This is a genomic window from Psychrosphaera sp. B3R10 (assembly GCF_018861025.1).
GTDB classification, from domain to species: domain Bacteria; phylum Pseudomonadota; class Gammaproteobacteria; order Enterobacterales; family Alteromonadaceae; genus Psychrosphaera; species Psychrosphaera algicola.
Map to the genome: position 1 here is coordinate 89086 of NZ_JAHKQH010000019.1, position 18746 is coordinate 107831.

Annotated in this window: 13 protein-coding genes; 11 read left to right on the forward strand and 2 right to left on the reverse strand. The window is 40.2% G+C overall.

The genetic code is table 11. The features are described from left to right. Positions 1–11: 11 nt before the first annotated feature. The 5 genes from zwf (at position 12) to KO525_RS05670 (ending at position 5695) form a co-directional block, all read left to right on the forward strand. Positions 12–1481, forward strand: a complete 1470-nt coding sequence (gene zwf, locus KO525_RS05650; protein ID WP_215962823.1) for a glucose-6-phosphate dehydrogenase — start codon at positions 12–14, stop codon at positions 1479–1481. Further along, positions 1481–2179, forward strand: a complete 699-nt coding sequence (gene pgl, locus KO525_RS05655; RefSeq protein ID WP_215962824.1) for a 6-phosphogluconolactonase — start codon at positions 1481–1483, stop codon at positions 2177–2179. The genes zwf and pgl overlap by 1 nt, the downstream gene beginning before the upstream one ends. A 25-nt stretch (positions 2180–2204) precedes the next feature. After that, entirely contained in the window at positions 2205–4022 is a 1818-nt protein-coding gene (gene edd / locus KO525_RS05660; RefSeq protein WP_215962825.1) for a phosphogluconate dehydratase, read from the forward strand. A gap of 12 nt (positions 4023–4034) precedes the next feature. After that, positions 4035–4988 (forward strand): glucokinase, encoded by a 954-nt coding sequence (locus KO525_RS05665; RefSeq protein ID WP_215962826.1) that lies wholly within the window; start codon positions 4035–4037, stop codon positions 4986–4988. A 65-nt stretch (positions 4989–5053) separates the two neighbouring features. Further along, complete coding sequence (locus KO525_RS05670) at positions 5054–5695, forward strand: bifunctional 4-hydroxy-2-oxoglutarate aldolase/2-dehydro-3-deoxy-phosphogluconate aldolase (protein WP_252736695.1); 642 nt, start codon at positions 5054–5056, stop codon at positions 5693–5695. 113 nt (positions 5696–5808) lie between these two features. On the opposite strand, the gene KO525_RS05675 is transcribed toward KO525_RS05670, so the two are convergent. Next, positions 5809–6648 carry a D-hexose-6-phosphate mutarotase gene (locus KO525_RS05675; protein ID WP_215962827.1) on the reverse strand — a complete coding sequence of 280 codons (840 nt, stop codon included), beginning with the start codon at positions 6646–6648 and terminating at the stop codon, positions 5809–5811. 85 nt (positions 6649–6733) lie between these two features. Further along, positions 6734–7747: a type I glyceraldehyde-3-phosphate dehydrogenase gene (gene gap / locus KO525_RS05680; RefSeq protein WP_215962828.1), complete on the reverse strand. Its 1014-nt coding sequence runs from the start codon at positions 7745–7747 to the stop codon at positions 6734–6736. Positions 7748–8127: 380 nt separating this feature from the next. Here gap and malQ point away from each other — a divergent pair, with 380 nt between their 5' ends. The 6 genes from malQ (at position 8128) to KO525_RS05710 (ending at position 18681) form a co-directional block, all read left to right on the forward strand. Continuing rightward, complete coding sequence (gene malQ / locus KO525_RS05685; RefSeq protein ID WP_215962829.1) at positions 8128–10338, forward strand: 4-alpha-glucanotransferase; 2211 nt, start codon at positions 8128–8130, stop codon at positions 10336–10338. Between the two features lie 175 nt (positions 10339–10513). Further along, on the forward strand, positions 10514–12697 hold the full coding sequence (gene glgB / locus KO525_RS05690) for a 1,4-alpha-glucan branching protein GlgB (RefSeq protein WP_215962830.1): 2184 nt from the start codon (positions 10514–10516) through the stop codon (positions 12695–12697). A gap of 58 nt (positions 12698–12755) precedes the next feature. Beyond that, positions 12756–14828 carry a glycogen debranching protein GlgX gene (glgX, locus tag KO525_RS05695; RefSeq protein WP_215962831.1) on the forward strand — a complete coding sequence of 691 codons (2073 nt, stop codon included), beginning with the start codon at positions 12756–12758 and terminating at the stop codon, positions 14826–14828. Between the two features lie 181 nt (positions 14829–15009). Next, a complete protein-coding gene (gene gndA / locus KO525_RS05700; RefSeq protein ID WP_215962832.1) occupies positions 15010–16533 on the forward strand; it encodes an NADP-dependent phosphogluconate dehydrogenase in 1524 nt (507 codons plus the stop codon). Positions 16534–16611: 78 nt separating this feature from the next. After that, the gene (gene msrB / locus KO525_RS05705; RefSeq protein ID WP_215962833.1) at positions 16612–17001 is read left to right on the forward strand and encodes a peptide-methionine (R)-S-oxide reductase MsrB; all 390 of its coding nucleotides are present in this window, start codon (positions 16612–16614) and stop codon (positions 16999–17001) included. A gap of 234 nt (positions 17002–17235) precedes the next feature. Further along, complete coding sequence (locus tag KO525_RS05710; RefSeq protein WP_215962834.1) at positions 17236–18681, forward strand: glyceraldehyde-3-phosphate dehydrogenase; 1446 nt, start codon at positions 17236–17238, stop codon at positions 18679–18681. Positions 18682–18746 lie beyond the last annotated feature (65 nt).

Genomic DNA, 18746 nt, shown 5'->3' on the forward strand with positions numbered 1-18746 from the left:
CGGAGAATCTAATGGCACAAAAATTGAGCCACAAGCCATGTGATTTAGTACTTTTTGGTACCAAGGGTGACCTTGCACGCCGAAAATTAATACCATCATTATACCAATTAGAGGTTGCCGGACTGTTAGCTGCTGATACTCGTATTACGGGTGTTGCGCGCAACGAAATGACAACAGAAGAATATATCGAGCTGGTGACAACTAGTTTAGAGCGATTTGTTAAAGAAGGTGTAGATGAGGAAGCGAAAACTCGATTTGTCGCCCGTCTAAATTATTGTCAAATTGATATGAAATCACCAGAGCAATATAAAGCACTGTGTGAAGTTGTCGATTTAGAAAACCGCACTATGGTAAATTACTTCTCTACACCACCGTCAATTTTTGGTGACATTTGTAGTGGTCTTAATGCTGCTGGATTGGTCGTAGACGATACTCGTGTGGTTGTAGAAAAACCGATTGGTCACTGTTTAGAATCGTCTAAAGTAATTAATGATAAAATTGCTGAATATTTTAAAGAGTCACAAATCTATCGTATTGACCACTATTTAGGTAAAGAAACGGTTCTTAACCTTTTAGTATTGCGATTCGCGAATGCGATTTTTACCAACAATTGGGATCATGAATGTATTGATCATGTTCAAATCACCGTTGCAGAAGTTGTTGGTGTAGAAGGTCGTTGGGGCTATTACGATGACGCCGGCCAAATGCGAGACATGGTTCAAAACCATTTATTGCAAATTTTGTCATTGTTAGCGATGGAACCGCCAGTAGATATTAGTGCTGACAGTATTCGTGATGAGAAATTAAAAGTATTACGCGCACTTCGTCCAATTGACTCAAACAATTACCAAGAAAAAACCGTTCGCGGACAATACACTTCTGGTTTTGTTGAAGGTAAATCAGCACCGGGTTACTTGGAAGAAGAAGGGGCGAATACCCAAAGTACTACAGAAACGTTTGCGTCAATTCGTGTCGACATCGACAACTGGCGTTGGGCGGGCGTGCCATTTTACCTCAGAACGGGTAAACGTATGGCCAGCAAAGGTACCGAAATTGTTGTTCACTTTAAAGACTTGCCTCACAACATCTTTAAAGATACGTATAAGTCGTTGCCTGCAAACAAGTTGCTTATTCGTCTGCAACCAGATGAAGGTGTTGAAATACACTTGCTTAATAAAGTCCCTGGTCTGGGCGAAACAATGGAACTTCAAAATACCAAACTTGATTTAAGTTTCTCTGATACGTTTAAAAATGAACGTATTGCAGATGCCTATGAACGTTTAATTTTAGAAGCCATGTTAGGTAATCAATCACTCTTTGTGCGTCGCGACGAAGTTGAAGCTGCATGGAGTTGGGTTGACGGAATTTTAGATGCATGGAAAGGCTCAAATGAGCCACCTCGCCCTTATGCGGCCGGTTCTTGGGGTCCTGTTGCATCTATTGCAATGTTGGCTCGTGACGAAAGAGAATGGGACGAATAATGAAAGCAGAACTTAGAAAATTTCAAACGTCTGCTGAATTAAATGACGTTTTTGCACCAGAAATAGCGGCCAAGCTACAGGCGGGAATCGACCAAGATGGTCGCGCAAGTTTATTGGTATCGGGTGGCAGTACACCGCGACCTATGTTTGCCAAACTTAGCGAAATTGACATTGATTGGTCCAAAGTGGATATCGCTTTAGTTGATGACCGTTGGGTTAATACTGATGACAGTGCGTCAAATGAAAAAATGGCGTATGAAGCACTGTTAATTAATAAAGCCGCTTCGGCTAAGTTTTACGGTATGAAAACCGAACATGAAGATGCGTTTGCAGCAGTCTCGACCGTAACTACTAATCTAGCATCGTTAAAAAAACCGTTTGATATTGTTATTTTAGGCATGGGTGAAGACGGACATACAGCGTCTATCTTTCCATGTTGTGAACAATTAGATGAAGCGCTAACAACACAACAAATGATCATGGCGACTCAGCCAACAACAGCACCTCACCAACGTATGACATTTACTTTGTCTGCGTTGCTAAACTCAAAGCAGATTTATCTGCATTTAGTCGGTGAGAGTAAAGAAACGGTGCTTAATGAAGTTATAGGAATTAACGACATTAAAAAAGCACCAATAAAAGCATTCTTAAATCAATCTGATGTACCAATGTCGGTGATGTTAGCGACAACTAAATAGATTGATTTAACAAGGGAGAAAAAACATGAATCCAGTTATTCAAGAAGTAACAGACAGAATTATCGAACGCAGTCGAGATAGCCGTAAAGCTTATCTTGCTAAAATAGAAAAAGCCCGCTTGAAAGGTCCACATCGTGGCATCTTGTCATGCGGCAACTTAGCTCACGGCTTTGCCGCGTGCAGCACTGAAGAGAAAAAGGACCTAACGGCACTTACAAAAGCCAATATCGGTATTATTTCGTCGTACAACGACATGTTATCGGCCCACCAACCTTATGAAGTTTACCCAGACAAAATTAGAGCTGCGGTACAAAAAGTTGGTTCTGTAGCACAATTTGCAGGTGGTGTACCAGCCATGTGTGACGGTGTTACTCAGGGTCAACCTGGTATGGATTTAAGCTTAATGAGTCGTGATGTTATCGCGATGAGTGCCGCAATCGGTTTGTCTCACAATATGTTTGATGGTGCTGTGATGATGGGGATTTGTGACAAGATTGTCCCAGGCCTCGTTATGTCAGCATTAACATTTGGCCACCTGCCATTTATCTTTATCCCAGCAGGGCCAATGGAATCTGGAATTCCAAATAAAGAAAAAGCACGTGTACGCCAACTTTACGCTGAAGGTAAAGTAGGTCGTGACGAGTTATTAGAATCAGAATCAAAATCTTATCACTCTGCGGGTACTTGTACGTTCTACGGAACTGCTAACTCAAACCAATTGGTTGTCGAAGTGATGGGACTGCATTTACCAGGTTCATCATTTGTAAATCCAGGTACTGAACTTCGTGAAAAATTAACAGAAGCTGCGGCAATTCAAGCAACACGTATAACTGACCTTGGCACTGAATATCGTCCAATTGGTCACATCGTTGATGAAAAGTCAGTGGTTAACGGCATTGTGGCGTTATTGGCAACGGGTGGTTCAACGAACCACACTATGCATTTAGTAGCGATGGCGAAAGCGGCTGGCATTATCGTTAATTGGGACGATTTTGACGCGTTATCTTCAGCCACGCCACTTCTTACAAAAATCTATCCAAACGGCCAAGCTGATATCAATCACTTCCAAGCTGCTGGCGGTATGGCTTTGTTATTTAGAGAACTTCTAAACGGTGGATTAATTCATAACGATGTTAAGACTATTTGTGGTGAAGGCTTAGAAATTTACACTAAAGAGCCAGTTGTTCGTAACGGCGAACTTGAATGGATTGACGGCCCTACGAAGTCACTTGATGACGACGTAATTGCAACAGTTGAAAAACCATTTAAAGCTGACGGCGGTTTATGTGTACTAGAAGGTAACTTAGGTCGTGCGGTTATTAAAACATCGTCATTACGTGCCGGTAAAACGAAAGTGAAAGCACCTGCAGTTGTATTTGAAAGCCAGCACGATTTAGACGGCGCATTTAAAGCAGGCGAACTCGACAAAGATTGTGTTGTTGTTGTTCGTTATCAAGGCCCAAGAGCGGTTGGTATGCCTGAATTACATAAACTAACGCCACCTTTAGGTGTGTTACAGGACAAAGGCTTTAATGTTGCGCTAGTAACCGACGGTCGTATGTCTGGTGCATCAGGTAAAGTACCTGCGGCGATTCATTTGTACCCAGAAGCGTTAGATGGTGGATTAATTGCCAAAATCCAAGATGGTGACATTATTGAATTAAACGCCGATGAGAACATTATCCGCGTACATGTATCTGATGAAGAATTGGCTCAACGTCAACCATTCATAAAAGATCTTAAAGAAGAACGTGAAGCTATGGGTCGTGAGTTATTTAATGGTTTACGTCAAGTAATGACGACGCCAGAAGAAGGCGCTAGCTGCGTATTTCACGAAGCTTAAAAAGGAATAGTGATGACAATTCAAGCTTTAGTTGCTGATGTCGGTGGTACTAATATTCGATTAGCTGTGGCGAATTTAGAAGATTATTCACTGTCATTAATTAAAACGTATCAATGTGCCGATTTTGACAATATTGATGCCGCGATTAGCCAATATTTTGCTGAAACTGACTGCAAAATTGAGTTTGCCTGTATTGACGTCGCCACTGCTGTGGTGGGCGATCAGGTTAGTCTTACAAATAACCACTGGTCGTTTTCACAAAAAGCGATTAAAGCGCTATTTGGATTCAAAAAACTCATTATTATTAATGACTTTACTGCGATAGCGATGTCGGTTCCACATATCAGTGCTGATAAAAAAGTACAGATAGGCGGCGGTGAAGCACAGCCCAATAAGCCGATTGCAATTTATGGTGCAGGTACGGGACTGGGTGTAGCAAACTTAGTCCATAGCGGCGAAAAATGGATACCTTTGCCTGGTGAAGGTGGACATGTCGATTTTGCACCAATAGATGCGGACGAAATCACTATCTTGAAAGAATTGCAGAAAAAGTACGCACGCGTATCGGCCGAGCAGTTGTTATCTGGTTTGGGATTAGTTCAGATTTATCAGTCGTTGCAATCTGCACAGGGTCTTGCTGTTTCAAACGTTGATCCAGCTTATGTTAGTACAAGCGCATTAGAAGAAACCGATGAATTGGCAATAAAATCATTGCAGATATTTTGTCGTATATTGGGCAGTTTCGGCGGTAATTTAGCATTAACATTCGTAACGTTTGGTGGTGTTTATATCGCGGGCGGTATTGTTCCACGATTTATTGAATATGTGAAAAATAGTGATTTTAGAAGCCGTTTTGATACAAAAGGGCGCTTTAGTAAGCTAGTTGAAACTATTCCTGTTTATATTGTTACAGAAGATCAACCTGGTTTGATTGGCTGTGCAGCGTATTTGAAACAAGAACTTTAATTGAGTTCTTAACGTATTTGCCACCTTATTAGAGTGGCTCGAATTGAAAGTGAAAAGGATAAAATATGGCAGAACGTAATTGGTTAATGGATTCTTCTGAAGTATTTGCTGCTGGGCCAGTTGTTCCAGTTTTAGTAATAGAAAATGTAGAAGATGCAGTACCGATCGCTGAAGCGTTAATCGCCGGCGGGATCCGTGTTCTCGAAGTTACGCTTCGTACACCGGCTGCCCTAGACGTGATTAAAGCAATTGCAGACAATGTGCCAGAAGCCATTATTGGCGCGGGTACAGTAACTAATGCAGCACAACTTAAGCAAGTGACAGACGCTGGTGCAAAATTTGCTATTAGCCCAGGATTAACGCCTGAGTTGTTAGATGCTGGTAATGCGGGTTCTATTGCATTAATCCCAGGTATCGCCTCAATTTCTGAATTAATGGTTGGTCTAGATAAAGGCTATTCACACTTTAAATTCTTCCCAGCGGAAGCGTCTGGTGGTGTGCAATCATTAAAATCAATTGGCGGGCCTTTCCCTGCGGTACGTTTTTGCCCAACTGGTGGCATCAACCCTGGTAATTACCAGGACTACTTAGCACTTAGCAATGTAATGTGTTGTGGTGGTTCATGGTTGTGTCCAGACAATATCGTTAAAGAAAAACGTTGGGGTGAGATCACTAAATTAGCGGCGACGGCAGTTGCTGGTAAATAGTAATCGGTAAAGACAACTTCGTCTTAGAATTTAAAAAGCCTACTTTATGTAGGCTTTTTTCGTTTTAATTTTTAGTGTTTGCAAGTTTTTAAATTACCCGTACTAAGCTTAATCTACCGAATGTTTTGTTTTAACTTATGGGTTTTTCCTGGTGCTAATATAAACCCTTGAGTGTTGGCCATTTCAATACACACCATATTTAAATATCCGTTGTCGTCAAAGTCAGGTATATCTTTGGCCAATTCTTTCCAAGGGTTCCAGACAACGATAGAGTCGTGACCCGCGCCACTGATTAATCTAGTCGTCGTATTCGTCTTACAGGACAAATCAGGCTGATCCGTGACGTATACTCTGTCTACTGACTGATCTATTTTAATATCTGAGACTTGTTGCTTTGACTCTTTAGTCAGTTTGTCTACAAATTGGCAGTTATCTAACCCTATGATCTCAGTGTTATGGATATCGTCCACTCTAAAATAAGTATGAATTGCTTGAGAAAGGGGACGTGGCGTTTCACTGACGTTTGTCGTAACTAAGCTTATTTTTAATTTATTGGAAAATTTATATTCAACAAATACGTCTAAACCTAGTCTTTCTTTAAGTTCACTCGGCATAATAGGGGATAATCTAACGGTTAACGCTTTATCGTCACCTTCAACGAGAATCAATTCCCAATCAAGACTTCTGATATAACCATGTTGCGGTTCGCCTTCAAATTCGCCCGTTGCCGGACCAAACCAAGGCCAACAAAGCGGTACACCACCTCTTATAGGCTTTGAACCATCTAGTTTAGCACTGGTAGATAACCACAGCCATTGTTCTTGATTGGTTGGTTTAAACGCTAATAAGTGCCCTCCAAATTTACTGATCTGGGCAGTAAATCGCGGGTGTACCAAATCAAATATATCCGAAGCGTCTTTATTTTTTACCAACTTAATATACGGGTTATTCATTTATTCACCAAAATTGAAAACAAAAAAAGGTGGCTAAGGCCACCTTTTACAATCTTATACAATAATGTTTCTTAATTCAGAAAAATTATTTTGCAGTCATTAACTGAACTGCATTATCTAACATGCGGTTTGAGAAACCCCATTCGTTGTCGTACCAGCTCATAACTTTAACCAATCGACCAATTACTCGGGTTTCAGTTGCGTCAAAGTTTGAAGAGTATGCAATGTGATTGAAGTCAACAGAAACGAGAGGTTCGTCGTTCACTGCCAATACTTCCGCTAATGAACCGCCTTTTGCAACAGCGTTTCGGATAGCGTCGTTAACTTGTTCTGCTGTTACGTCTGTTTTAGAGATGAATGTTAAATCAACTAACGAAACATTAATTGTTGGAACACGAACCGCTAAACCGTCAACTTTACCAGCTAGTTCTGGAACCACTAGACCAACAGCCGCTGCCGCGCCTGTTTTAGTTGGGATCATAGACATTGCCGCTGCACGAGCACGACGCAAATCAGTGTGATATACATCGCTCAAACGTTGGTCATTGGTATAAGCATGAATTGTATTCATAAGCCCAGACTCGATACCAAATTCGTCATTTAAGATCTTAGCAAATGGTGCGAGACAGTTCGTTGTACAAGACGCATTTGAAATAACAGTCATGTCACTCGTAATCGTGTCTTCGTTTACGCCGTATACGATAGTCGCGTCAACATTTTTAGCCGGAGCTGAGATGATAACTTTTTTAGCGCCGGCATCTAAATGCGCACTTGCTGCTTCTTTAGACTGGAAAATACCCGTACATTCAAAAACAACATCAATTTCTTGCTCTGCCCAAGGCAAGTCAGCAGGGTTGCGTTCAGACGTCACGCTTATCACGTCACCGTTAACAACAATAGAGTCATCTGCCACTTCAACTTGAGCATTAAAACGGCCGTGTGCCGTGTCATATTTCAAAAGGTGAGCATTGATGCTGGCATCGCCAAGATCGTTTATTGCAACGATTTTAAGGTCATAATTTTTTTCTGATTCATATAACGCACGAAGAACGTTACGTCCGATACGGCCAAATCCGTTAATAGCTACGCGAATAGTCATAAAGCACCTATAGATAGTGTATTCAATTTACAAAGTTGTAATAAAATTACATTTATTTCTCCGTCATGTAAAGCTATTTGCTGTTATCAACGAATATTTTTTACGACATTACCCTATATCGTAAAAAAATAACCAAATCATCGTGTTTTAGTTGTTTATTAATACAGGTGTCATATTATTTACGTACTTAGTCGATAGCCTACTAACGAAATTTAGCAAGTTTTCTATATAAAAATGCCGCACTTATCTTATGCAAACGTATGTAGTGGTAATAGAAGCCAAAACGCTTTTATAGTTACAACCTGACTGGGTGGGAGTGAACATTTTTTTTGGGTCAAACTCCACAAACTCTCTTTAATTTCCATAGCATAGGAATGAGCATGAATGCATCATTAGTCGAACAACTTGTTCAGGCACGCGGTATAGAATCGGAATACACTGACGCATGGGGGACACGCGCAGTAATTAAACAAGAATCTAAAGAAAAAATTCTTGCAGCCATGGGATATCCAGTCCATGACGAAGCGGCATTAATTGAAAAAGTGAATGATGAGGCAGAACAAAGTTGGCTTTGTGTTGTCGAACCTGTAACTGTGGTTCGAACAGGTTCAGTGACCAGATTACTATTTAAATTACCAATCGATTTTGCCAATGATCCTTTGGTGTTAAAGATATCTCAGGGTAATCGCGTTATTCAAGAATTTGAATTTGTGGCTGTAGAGCAAGAACTTATCGCCGCTGTTGAGATCCGTGATGTCGAAATACAACAATATGCATTTGAATTTAACGAAGAACTTGATATGGGTTATTACAAAATCGAGTTATTTGAAAAAGGCGTAGAAGAGGCATTAGGCGAAGGAAAGTTAATTGTAGCGCCACAAGAATGTTATAAACAGCAAGCCTTAATTCAGGGTAAAAAAATGTGGGGCCCTAGTATTCAGCTTTACTGTGTACGTAGTGCTCGTAACTGGGGGGTAGGCGACTTCAATGACCTCAAAGTATTAATTGATAAAGTGGCAGACCGTGGAGCTGACTTTGTTGGTCTAAACCCAATTCATGCTTTGTACCCAAACAATGCTGACGCCTGTAGCCCTTATAGCCCGTCTTCTCGACGTTGGCTTAATGTTATTTATATCGATGTCCAGAGTGTTGTTGGCTTTAACGAGAGCAAAGACGTTCAAAAGCTAGTTGCATCTGACGATTTTATCGCGCAATTAAACTTAGCCAAGCAAACAAACGACGTTGATTATGGCTCTGTAATGGATCTTAAATTAAAAGCGTTAAAGCCGTTATATTCGTTTTTTGTAGCAAATGAAGTTTCTAAAAATACCAAAACGGCCAAAGCATTTGCGGACTTTAAACAGCTTGGTGGCGATAGCTTAAAGCAAATGGCAACCTTTGACGCCATTCAAGACTCTTTTAAAGCCGAAGGTAAATTTATCGGCGACAATTGGGGATGGCCTGTGTGGCCGGAAGGTTTCCGTGATTATGATTCTGAAGATGTGAAATCATTTGCAAAAGCACATAGTGATTTAGTCGATTTTTATATGTATCTGCAATTTGTAGCAGCGCAACAATTAGAAGATGTCGATCAACTGGCCAAAGCCAAAGGTATGGCGATTGGCACTTATCGAGATTTAGCCGTAGGGGTTAGCGAAGGTTCGACAGAAATTTGGGCAAATAAAGATTTGTATCGTACAGACGCATCGGTTGGTGCTCCGCCAGATGTATTAGGCCCGCTCGGCCAAAATTGGGGTTTACCACCAATGGATCCCGTACGACTTTATCAACAAGCCTACCAGCCAATTATTGATTTATTTAGAGCCAATATGCATGCTTGTGGTGCGCTTAGAATCGACCACGTAATGGCATTATTGAGATTGTGGTGGGTTCCGGCGGGTGAGTCAGCGAAAGAGGGCACTTATGTTTATTACCCGGTTGATGATTTATTAGCAATATTGGCGTTAGAAAGCCATTTAAATAAATGTTCAATCATTGGTGAAGACCTAGGTACTGTGCCAGACAATATCGTAGGCAAGTTAAAAGAAAATGGTATTCACTCTTATAAAGTGTTTTTCTTTGAGCAGGCCGAGGATGGCGGTTTCTACTCGCCAAAACATTATGTTGAACAAGCAATGGCAACGTTGACGACACATGATATGCCAACCCTCATTGGCTATTGGCACTGTAAAGATTTAGAACTTGGTCAACAACTTGGACTATACGAAGGTGAAGAACTCATCAAAAATTTATATGCTGACCGTATACATGCCAAACAATGTATTTTAGATAGTTTACATGGACATAATTCTTTGCCAGAAGAAATTGGGAAAGATGCGAATGAAGTGCCGATGACACAAGCATTGAACTACGGCATGCAAATTCATATGGCTAAAGGGGCCTCTGCTCTGTTAAGTTTACAGTTAGAAGACTGGTTACAGATGGACATGCCGGTGAATATTCCAGGTACAAGTTCAGAATATCCAAATTGGCGACGTAAGCTCAGTACTAACTTAGAAGACATATTTTCTATCAATGAAATAAATCATCTAACAAATGAACTGACAAAAGCTCGACAATCAGCGTCTTAGGATGGTAAAAAATAAGAAGTGAAATTAATATTTTAGGTATTTATTTTAGTCAATGGATAAAAAGTTATTAATTGACTCGAATAGGGACTAACGAATACTGTAATTTAAAGCATCGTCTAAGGTGGTAAATGCCTTAGACGATGTTTCGCATTTAGAATTTTGTTAAGGAATAAATATGCAACAACCGAATGCCTTGGTAAATCGACTTAATCAAGCTAACGTAACCTTTCCATTTGAACATCTTGGTATGCAACCAGGCGACAACAATAAAGGCATTATGCTTCGAGTATGGCAACCTAAGGCAAGTAAGGTAGTGGTATTAGATGTAAAAACTGGCAAAAATTTAGGCGAATTGGTCGAAGTTAAAAACGGCTTGTTTGAAAAACAGTTTCCTCGAAGAAAAAATTACTTTAATTACAAGCTAGTTGCGACTGTTGATAACGTAGAAAAAGAAATTAACGACCCTTATTTTTATAAGGATGAGGCGTATCATGCTGTTCATTATTTGGCGACAGCCGCCGAAAACATATATCAACAACTCGGTGCACAATTAATCACATTAGAAAACGGCGTATCTGCGACACGTTTTGCCGTATTCGCTCCAAATGCCATGAGTTGTAGCTTAATAGGCGATTTCAATGAATGGGATGGTCGTATTTTACCAATGCAAAAAACCGATTGTGGGCATTTTGTATTAGTCGTACCGGGTGTTGTTGCAGGCGATAAGTATAAGTTTGAATTAAAAGATGCGCATGGGCATAGTCTTCCACATAAAGCCGATCCTGTTGGCTTTAGCCATGATCAATACCCATCATTTGCCTCTGTAGTTTATGACCATAATCAATACCAATGGCAAGACAGCTCTTGGATGTCTAAACCGAAACAAAATGTTTACCGTCAACCGATGTCAATTTATGAGGTTCATTTAGGCTCGTGGCGGACTAAAATTATTGACGGTGAACAGGTTTCGCTTTCTTATCAAGAAATGGCACAGGAACTTATTCCCTACTTAAAAGATATGGGATACACCCATTTAGAAGTGTTGCCAGTAACTGAGTTTCCATTTAATGGTTCTTGGGGCTATCAACCAACCGGTCTATTTGCACCAACTTCACGATTTGGTGACCCAGACGATTTCAAAGCGTTTGTAGACGAGTGTCACAAAAATGATATCGGGGTCATCGTTGATTGGGTTCCGGCTCATTTTCCAGAAGACGCCCATGGATTAGCTCGATTTGACGGCTCTAATGTCTACGAATACGAAGACCCACGTCGCGGTTGGCACCCTGATTGGAACTCATGTATTTATGACTATGGTAAAGACACAGTCAGACAGTTTTTAGTTGCAAGCGCTTTGTATTGGGTTGACAAGTTTCATATTGATGGACTGCGTGTTGATGCGGTTGCGTCTATGTTGTATTGGGATTATTCACGTAATGAAGGTGAATGGATACCAAATGTTGACGGCGGGAATCATAATTACGAAGCAATAAGTTTGTTGCGTTGGATGAATGACGATGTTCATGCCAAATTCCCACATGCAATGACCATTGCAGAAGAGTCAACATCGTTTGCTGGCGTGTCTAAACCGTCAGAACATGGTGGGTTAGGCTTTGACTTTAAGTGGAATATGGGGTGGATGCACGACTCGCTAAATTACATATCTAAAGATCCGTCGTACCGTCGTTATCACCACAATGATATTACGTTTGCAATGGTGTATAACTACGACGAACATTTTGTCTTGCCGATTTCCCATGATGAAGTGGTTCATGGCAAAGGTTCACTAGTGGGTAAAATGCCTGGGGATGAATGGCAACAGTCGGCGAATCTTCGTTGTTACGCTTCGTTTATGTATGCTCACCCAGGTAAAAAACTAAACTTTATGGGGAATGAAATTGGTCAATGCGAAGAATGGAACCACAATCAAAGTTTAAGTTGGCATGTTTTAGAGTTTGATAAACATTCGGGTATGCAAAACTTATATCGTGATTTGAACAAATTGTATCGTAGCGAGACCGCGCTTCATGAATTAGATCATGAACATGGCGGTTTCCAATGGCTTGATCATTCTGACGCTGAACACAGTGTCGTGTCATTTATGCGTACAGATAGCAAAGGCGAGAACATAATTGTAATCTCCAACTTTACGCCTATTCCTAGAAACAACTATCGCGTTGGTGTCGCTCAAGCGGGCGAATATAAAGTGATATTTAACTCTGACAGTGAGTATTACTGGGGAAGTAACTATTCAGCGGGTGAACCGCTAAATTCTGAACCACAGTTATGGCACGATAAGGCAAATAGTCTACTTGTTAATTTGCCACCTTTGAGCACCATCTTTTTAAAATTAAAGTAAATGATTTGCCGTTTTAACGGCAAGTCTGAATGACTACCACAACAACTAAATGGTTACTATGGCTCAAACTAAACAATTTTCACCTCAAACGGGCAGCCCTTGCCCGCTTGGAGTGAGCTGGCAAGCAGAGAAACTAAACATCGCAGTCTTCGCATCTGATGCGACGCAATTATTTATTCATTTTTTCTTACCTGATACTGAAGAGGAAGTGGCTGTAGTTGAATTGGCCCACCGCACCGGCAAAGTATTTCATGCCGAATTTTTGGGGGTAAATAGTGACTGGTTATATGCAGTACAAGCGATACAAAAAGACGAGAATAAGGGCAAGCAAGTTAATGACAAATTGCTTATCGACCCATATTCAAAGGGGATAAATCGTCCTGTTATTTGGAATAAAAGTCTGTATGAAGAAAATAGTCCATTTTTCATTCCTAAATCTACTCTCAAATCGCCTGATTTTGATTGGCAAGGGGTGACAAAGCCAAAAACCCCTCGCGAAGAAACCATATTATATGAGACACACGTAAAAGGATTTACACAACTCAATGAGTTAGTCCCTGAAGAAAATAGAGGTACATATCTAGGGCTATGCGATCCTAATGTAATCAACCATATTAAATCATTAGGGGTTACCAGTGTGCAGTTAATGCCAGTGTTTTCCTATATGTCGGAGCCCCGACTTGAGGACCTGGAACTAACTAACTATTGGGGATACAACCCAATAAATTTCTTTGCTCCAGATCCAAGATACGCCAAACATAACGCGGTTGTCGAGTTTAAAACCTTAGTTAGAACTTTCCACGAAAATGGTTTGGAAGTCATTTTAGATGTGGTCTATAACCATACTGCCGAAGCGGGTAAAGATGGCGCTGTTCTGAGTTTTAGAGGGTTAGCTGAATTCGACTTTTACCTTATGACTTACGATGATTATTGCTTAGACTACGCCAATTATACCGGTTGTGGCAACACAGTTAATTGTGACAGCGACTTCAGTTTACGTATGATCATGGACTCACTTCGTTATTGGTTAACTGAAATGCAGGTAGACGGATTTCGATTTGATCTTGCGGCAACTATGGGCCGAAATGGTGAGCGATTTAATCGTAAATCGGCATTGTTCAAAGCCATCGCTCAAGATCCTATTGTTGGTCAATGTAAATTAATTGCTGAACCTTGGGATATTGGGCCAGAAGGCTATCAATTAGGTAACTTCCCCGCTTATTGGAATGAATGTAACGATAAATATCGCGACGGTATTCGCAAGTTTTGGAACGGTGAGAAAGGCCTAGTACCTGAAGTTGCGAGTCGAATATTAGGATCGCGAGATGTATTTCGTAAAGGAAAACGAAGTCAACTTTCGTCAGTAAACTACATTTGTTACCACGATGGATTTACGTTACAAGATTTAGTGAGTTACGACCATCGCCACAATTTAGCTAATTTAGAAAATAACCGTGATGGACATGGCGCTAATTTTTCTAAAAATTATGGCGTAGAAGGGCCAACATCTGAATTTGCAATTGTTGATAAACGCGAATTACATAAACGCAATTTAGTTGCGACCTTACTCTTCTCACAAGGGATCCCCCACCTTTTAGCTGGTGATGAGTTAAGTCGTACACAAAACGGCAACAACAACGCTTATTGTCAAGACAACGAAATTAGTTGGGTGAATTGGTCAATTGACAGTCGTCAATCGGCATTTTTACAATTTATGAAACGTTGTATCGAAATTAGAAAGCGCTTCTCTGTGTTAAAACATTGTTTTCTGCCGGATGATAATTTTGAACACAGCACTTATCATCATAAAGTCAGTTGGATAAGGCCAGATGGCGAAGAGAAACGGATTGAAGATTGGCACAATCATTATAATCAATGCCTGGGTTTACTCGTTGCTGACGAAGATAAATGTTACCAACTGTTATTGATCTTTAATTCGTCAAATAAAGACGTTGGTTATAACGTGCCAGACGGGCTCACTAAAACATTAGTAATAGATACGTCTAAACCTTATGCTGACGAACATGTTTCGGTCGGAACAACGTTATACAAACAAAATGCAAATAGCTTGAGTTTGTGGAAAATCGACTACGATAATTGTGTTATTGGTCAAAAGTCTCAAACAGCCTAATTCGTTTTTAAGGTTTAAAGTGACCTTTAAACCTGTGCCGGATAGTTAACTTTAATATTGGAATTTGTTCCTTTGTATAATTAATTGTTCTTGACGGTATGAATGGAAGGATAGTTTTTGTATAATCCGCGCCAAATTTCAGGCTATGCCGAATTTGGTTCGGATTAAGAGGCGACGTAAAATGTCAGACCAAGAAATATTGTGTGATGTAGGTTTTATTGGCCTAGGTGTGATGGGCAAAAATTTAGCTTTAAACCTAGCAGATAATGGTTACAAAATTGCTGCATTCGACTTAGACACAGACAAAGTTAATGACGCAATAAAACAAGATGAAGTCGAACGAGGTGAAAACCCTCAGCGTATTTTTCCTTGTACCTCTTATACCGAACTATTAGCAAAACTAAAATCCCCTCATTTAATAATGTTATCTGTACCAGCAGGCAAGCCAGTTGATGACGTCTGTCATAAACTTATCGACGCCGGTATACAAGCCGACGATATTGTTGTTGATACTGGCAATAGCTTATGGACTGACACAGTTCAACGCGAAAAAGATTTTGAAGGTAAGCTTTTATTCTTTTCTACTGCGGTTTCGGGTGGAGAAGTTGGCGCGCGCTTTGGTGCTTCATTGATGCCAAGTGGTGACCGATATGCATGGACTCGCATAGCACCTATGTTAAAAGCCATTGCCGCTAAAGTAGACTCTACTACCGGTAAGCCAATTGAACGTTTCGAACCAGGAAATCCAGTGTTAGAAGGCGAGCCTTGTGCCACTTATATCGGTGGAACCGGCAGTGGTCACTATGTGAAAATGGTCCACAATGGTATTGAATATGCTGATATGCAGTTAATTTGCGAAGCCTATAATATCATGCGAACTGGTTTGGATATGCAACCTAGTGAAATCGCCAAGATTTTTAGAGATTGGAATAAAGGCGAATTAAATAGTTACCTAATTGAGATCAGTGCAGAAGTTTTAGAGCACATTGACCCTGAAACACAATTGCCTTTGGTCGATATTATTTTGGATCAAGCAGGTCAAAAGGGGACTGGACTATGGACTGCGGTTAGTTCACTGCAAATCGGTGCCCCTTCACCAACCATTACATCAGCTGTCTATGCACGCGCTCTGTCGACATTAAAAGAAGATAGAGTAAAGGCATCAACGATTTTGGCTGGTCCTGATATTTCAACAATGAATTTAGATAAAGACACGGTTATTAGAGAACTACACGACGCTTTGTACTGTTCTAAAATATGTGCTTATGCTCAAGGTTTCCAACTTATGAGTATGGCCGCTAAAGAATATGAATGGAGTTTAGATTTTGCAGGCATAGCTAAAATTTGGCGTGCTGGTTGTATTATTAGAGCTGTTTTTCTTCAGTCGATCACTGAAGCTTATCAACGTGATGAAGACTTAACCAACTTGTTAATGGACCCGTTTTTTTCTGAACAAATATCTAAGTTTCAATCTAATTGGCGTAGAACTGTAGCAAACTCAACTATGATGGGCATTCCGGTTGGAGGATTTTCATCCGCTTTAGCTTATTATGATTCTTATCGTAGCGCGGTATTACCTGCTAATTTGTTGCAAGGGCAACGAGACTTTTTTGGGGCGCATACTTTTGCACGCACAGATAAAGCCGCTGGCAAAAAATACCATGTCGAATGGAGTCATAAAGATCGACCCATCGTAAAAATATAATACGAAAAAACCACATCTCAGTATGTGGTTTTTTTATGTCTATACTAAACTAACGTTTCGATTAAGCAGGAGTGACAAATGTCAAAAATAGTAAAAACCGATGAACAGTGGCTGGAACAACTTGGTCCAGAAGCATTTAAAGTGACGCGGAAAAAAGGAACGGAGTATCCAGGTACAGGCAAATTTTTAAACCACAGTGAAAAAGGCCTTTATGTTTGTACATGTTGCCAAGCACCTTTGTTTACTTTTGATTCAAAATTTAATGCCCACTGTGGTTGGCCTGCATTTGACCAAAGCATTGACGGGGCCGTCGAATATATTAAGGACCACTCAAATGGCATGACCCGAATTGAAATATTGTGCACTAATTGCGATTCCCATTTAGGACACATTTTTGATGACGGCCCGACAGAAACTGGTAAGCGGTATTGTGTTAATTCTTTGTCACTTTCTTTTATTCCGTCTTAGGGGGCTTACATATTCAGGCGGATCTGCCTATAAAGCATGAAGCGACTCCGTTTTTGCCAATTTATAAAAGATAAACAATAGTCACGTTGTTCAGTTAATTGTCATTTTTGTTGTTAGGTGTGTAATAGTACAAAATAACTTTCATGTTTTGGTTTGTTCCTTTACAATGTGTTCGTTTTTTAGGTGCTTTACATCTAGTTATCCCGCAACGTTAATTAATTGAAGGTAGAAAGAATGACTTTAACTCCAGAACAGCAATATCAACAAAGTTGGTTAGTGCGACAAGAATTTGCAGAACGTATGCAACCGCTTATTGGTATGTTGTATCGTAATCGTGGTATTGAAATTTGCGTCTATGGTCGTCCACTTGTCTCTGCTTCTACAATTGATGTTATCAAAGCACATAAAACAGTTTCTAAATATGAAGACCACAAGTTAAGACTTAAAGAAAGCTTTGAGTTTTTAGAAATCATTAACAATCTTAATTTGAATCCTGCAAAAGTAGACCTTGGTAAATTAGCCTACGGTTATTTATTTAAAAACGCCGGGGAAGGGCTTACAAAAGAAGCGTATTTAAAACGAGAATTAGCACTTGTATTAGATCAGCCACCGGCTGAAAAACCGCAGGATGTTGTGCTCTATGGTTTTGGTCGTATCGGTCGTTTACTGGCTCGATTGCTTATTGAAAAAAATGGTCCTAACGCTAATTTACGTTTACGTGCAATTGTTGTTCGTGGTGGTAAAGACGGGGATTTAGAAAAACGTGCCAGTTTATTACGCCGCGACTCAGTTCACGGACCATTTAACGGCAGCATTACCGTTGACGCAAAAGCAAATGTAATAAAAGCAAATGGTGCTTATATTCAGGTTATATATGCCAACTCACCAGATGAAGTTGATTATACTAAATATGGAATTAGTAATGCCTTAATCGTAGATAATACGGGTATTTGGAAAGACGAAGATGGACTTGGCCTTCATCTTAAATCCAAAGGCGCAGCAAAAGTATTGTTAACAGCCCCTGCGGGCGGGAAAATTAAAAACATTGTTTATGGTGTAAACCATTTAGATGTTTTAAAAGACGATAAAATTGTTTGTGCCGCAAGTTGTACAACAAATGCAATAACACCGGTGTTAAAAGCGTTAAATGATGAATATGGCATAAACAACGGTCATGTTGAAACGGTCCATTCTTATACAAATGACCAAAACCTAATTGATAACTTCCATAAAGCTGAACGACGTGGCAGAGCCGCAGCGCTAAATATGGTATTAACGTCTACTGGAGCGGCTAAAGCTGTGTCTAAGGCGTTACCTGAATTAGAAGGTAAATTGACTGGCAATGCGATTCGCGTCCCAACCCCGAACGTATCAATGGCTATAATGAACCTTAATTTAGACCGCGAAACGTCGGTAAAAGAATTAAATGAGCATTTACTCGATGTCGCTTTACATTCTGATTTACGTGACCAAATTGATTTCACGAGCTCAACCGAAATCGTTTCTACCGATTTAGTGGGCAATCGATACGCAGGTGTTATTGATTCAAGAGCGACGATTGTCGATGGAAATCGCGCTGTATTGTATGTTTGGTATGACAATGAATTTGGGTACAGTTGCCAAGTTGTACGTGTCATGCAACAAATGGCAGGTATTCAATACCCATCACTCCCTGTTTAAAAACAAAAACAATTTTAAAAAGGTCACTAAAATCAGTGACCTTTTTTTGTTTTTTGGTTAATCTT

Bases quoted from the DNA above. Each gene is read 5' to 3' on its own strand.
- gndA (WP_215962832.1), top strand. From the start codon at position 15,010: ATGTCAGACCAAGAAATATTGTGTGATGTAGGTTTTATTGGCCTAGGT.
- msrB (WP_215962833.1), top strand. From the start codon at position 16,612: ATGTCAAAAATAGTAAAAACCGATGAACAGTGGCTGGAACAACTTGGT.
- pgl (WP_215962824.1), top strand. From the start codon at position 1,481: ATGAAAGCAGAACTTAGAAAATTTCAAACGTCTGCTGAATTAAATGAC.
- zwf (WP_215962823.1), top strand. From the start codon at position 12: ATGGCACAAAAATTGAGCCACAAGCCATGTGATTTAGTACTTTTTGGT.
- malQ (WP_215962829.1), top strand. From the start codon at position 8,128: ATGAATGCATCATTAGTCGAACAACTTGTTCAGGCACGCGGTATAGAA.
- glgX (WP_215962831.1), top strand. From the start codon at position 12,756: ATGGCTCAAACTAAACAATTTTCACCTCAAACGGGCAGCCCTTGCCCG.
- KO525_RS05670 (WP_252736695.1), top strand. From the start codon at position 5,054: ATGGCAGAACGTAATTGGTTAATGGATTCTTCTGAAGTATTTGCTGCT.
- edd (WP_215962825.1), top strand. From the start codon at position 2,205: ATGAATCCAGTTATTCAAGAAGTAACAGACAGAATTATCGAACGCAGT.
- KO525_RS05665 (WP_215962826.1), top strand. From the start codon at position 4,035: ATGACAATTCAAGCTTTAGTTGCTGATGTCGGTGGTACTAATATTCGA.
- gap (WP_215962828.1), bottom strand. From the start codon at position 7,747: ATGACTATTCGCGTAGCTATTAACGGATTTGGCCGTATCGGACGTAAC.
- KO525_RS05710 (WP_215962834.1), top strand. From the start codon at position 17,236: ATGACTTTAACTCCAGAACAGCAATATCAACAAAGTTGGTTAGTGCGA.
- glgB (WP_215962830.1), top strand. From the start codon at position 10,514: ATGCAACAACCGAATGCCTTGGTAAATCGACTTAATCAAGCTAACGTA.
- KO525_RS05675 (WP_215962827.1), bottom strand. From the start codon at position 6,648: ATGAATAACCCGTATATTAAGTTGGTAAAAAATAAAGACGCTTCGGAT.